General features: G+C 67.1%; 2 protein-coding genes. One reads left to right on the forward strand and one right to left on the reverse strand.

The window, feature by feature from the left end; translation table 11 throughout:
- A partial coding sequence (locus AB0M20_RS38250) for an IS110 family transposase (protein WP_364305780.1) occupies positions 1 to 1,006 on the reverse strand: 1,006 nt, incomplete at its 3' end.
- Between the two features lie 405 nt (positions 1,007 to 1,411).
- Between AB0M20_RS38250 and AB0M20_RS38255 the strand changes: the two genes are divergently transcribed.
- Positions 1,412 to 2,281 (forward strand): alpha/beta hydrolase, encoded by an 870-nt coding sequence (locus AB0M20_RS38255; RefSeq protein ID WP_364305782.1) that lies wholly within the window; start codon positions 1,412 to 1,414, stop codon positions 2,279 to 2,281.
- The last annotated feature ends 153 nt before the right edge of the window (positions 2,282 to 2,434 follow it).

Below are 2,434 nucleotides of genomic sequence, written 5' to 3' on the forward strand. Positions count from 1 at the left end.
CGACCATCTGCCGGTAGACGATGTCGGACAGTCGCCGTTTCAGGCAGCGCATGGCTTCCATCGAGGTTTTGCCAGCGGCGAGCTTGCGCCGGTAGTAGGCGCGGCCTTCGGTGTCGCGGCGAAGGTGAACGACGGCCATGATATGTAGGACGCGGTTGATGCGCCGATTGCCGGCGCGGGACAGTCGGTGCCGGTTCTGGTCGCCGGACGAGGCGTCGAGCGGAGCGGTCCCGTTCCAGGATGCGAAGTGTGCTCGGCTGGCGAACCGGCTGATGTCACCGATGTCGCCCAGCAAGCGGGCGCCGCCGGACGGGCCGATGCCGGTGAGGTCTTGCAGGGTGCTGCCGGTGCTGTCGACCAGATCGGTGAGTTCGGCGTTGGCGACCTTGATCTTCTTGTCGATGACGGTGAGCTCGTGGATGAGTTCGGAGGCCAGCCACCGTCGGGTCTTGCCGACGAGGTCACGCGGGCGCACGGTGTTGAGCAGCGCGCGGGCTTGCTGCGCGGACAGGAACTTCTTGGCACCTCCGGGCACGAGTTCGAGCAGTAGGTGGTGCAGTCGGCTCACGGTTTCGGTGCGGGCGCGGCCGAGTTGGTCACGGCGGTCGACCAGCAGCCGCAACGCCACAGTGGTGTCGTCCACGACGACCTGCCGCAGGCCGTCGGTGCGCAGGGCGACCACGGCGACGCTGCGAGCGTCGACCGGGTCGGTCTTGCGGCCCTGACCGGTGGCGAAGACCCGGGCCCGGGCCGACAGCTTCGCCGGGACGTCCAACACGGTCTCGCCGTCGGCGACCAGGCGCTGGGCGACGTGCCGGCCGATGCCGTTGCAGCCCTCGACCGCCCACACCCGGTCGTTGTGTTTACGGCCGGCGGCCAGCATGGCTTTGTAGCCGTCGCGGTCGGTGCCGAAGCGGCCTCGCCCGACGGCTTGCTCTGGCTCGTTGATGATCTCGATGGTGGCGGAGCGCTTGTGCGGATCTACACCGATGACGACCCGGGCCATGCCGTTTCCTTCTGCGATCCCGACAGGACTGTCGGCGAGGAGGGCACCGCTACTTTGAGCTGGGCAGACCCCTCTCGAGCCTCTCCGCGCCGCGGTGACCGGCAGGGTGCATGCCAAATCTGAGCCACACCAAAGGCGCGTTGGGCAGCCGAATTGAGAGCGACTCCGCCGGTCACCTCGACCATGCCTGGCCGGGCGCGGTCGTGCCACCAGTCAACAAGTAGCCGAGTTGAGTGCGCCTCGGCAGGAGTCGGCAACGTAATTCCCGCACTCCTCGCACGAGTGGACCCGGCGCCACTCACTCTGGACGTGCCGGTGAGATGCTCATGAATCCCAGGGTTCCCCTCGGGACTGTTCGTGCCAACGGGGGACGGGCTCGCACGAAGGATCGGCATGCCGGGATTTATGACCGTACGCAACCGTTCGATGCTTCTCTGGTGCGCTGTGCTGGTGGCTCTTCTGGCCGGATGTCAGCCCGGCCCCTCCCACCGCGACGCCGCGGGCAAGGTGGACACCGCATCGGCGCCGGCAACCACCGGTTGGGTCGCCACGCGGGTGAATATCGGCGGGCACAAACTCAACCTCAACTGCAAGGGCACCGGATCACCCACGATCGTGTTCGAGAACGGACTCGGCGGCAACCTGGGAACGTGGTTTCAGACCGGCATCGCTTATGCGTTTCCGTCCGTCCGGACCTGCGCCTACGACCGGGTGAACACCGGCACGAGCGACCGGGTCGCGACCCGGCACACCGGCAAGGACGGCGTCCGAGACCTGCACACCTTGCTCGACGTCGCCGCCGCGCCGGCGCCCTACCTCCTGGTCGGGCACTCGTTCGGCGGGCTGCTCGCGGCCATGTACGCCGGCACCTATCCCACCGAGGTGAGCGGCCTCGTGCTGATCGATCCATCCCTGCCGACCCAAGCCGAGCTATACGATCTGATCCCCGAACGGGAAAGGGCCACGGCCAGGGCTGGGGACGAGCAGAATCCCGAGAACGTGGACTTCTCCGACACACTGGAGCAGGCGAAGGCACTCGTGCCGAAAATTCCGGCCATCCCCGTGCTCGTCCTCGCCGCGACCAACCTGGGCGACCTGCCGCCGAGCTGGCCGGCAGCTGACATCCTGGCGGCAAGAAAGAAGGCCCTGCAGGAGTTCAGCATGGCACTACCACGGGGCGAGCTGCGCTACGTCGACTCGGGGCACTCCATACAGACGGAGCAGCCCAAGCTAGTCATCAGCGAAATACAGCGAGTGCTCGACAACGCGCGCTGATTCGTAACCGCCACCAGCAACCTCCACCGCGACACGATGCGTCCGAAGTCCGCCCATTCTGCGGCCGCACACGGCGCACTGATTTGCCGCGATCCCTGCCAAGTTCTCTTGCGGCCCTGCGGGCCGGATCCGGTCACGTCCGGGTGGTGTGGT

The sequence above is a fragment of the Actinoplanes sp. NPDC051633 genome, assembly GCF_040681735.1.
Lineage (GTDB): Bacteria > Actinomycetota > Actinomycetes > Mycobacteriales > Micromonosporaceae > Actinoplanes.

Coding starts and splice junctions, on each gene's coding strand:
- AB0M20_RS38255 (WP_364305782.1), top strand. CDS start 1,412: ATGACCGTACGCAACCGTTCGATGCTTCTCTGGTGCGCTGTGCTGGTG.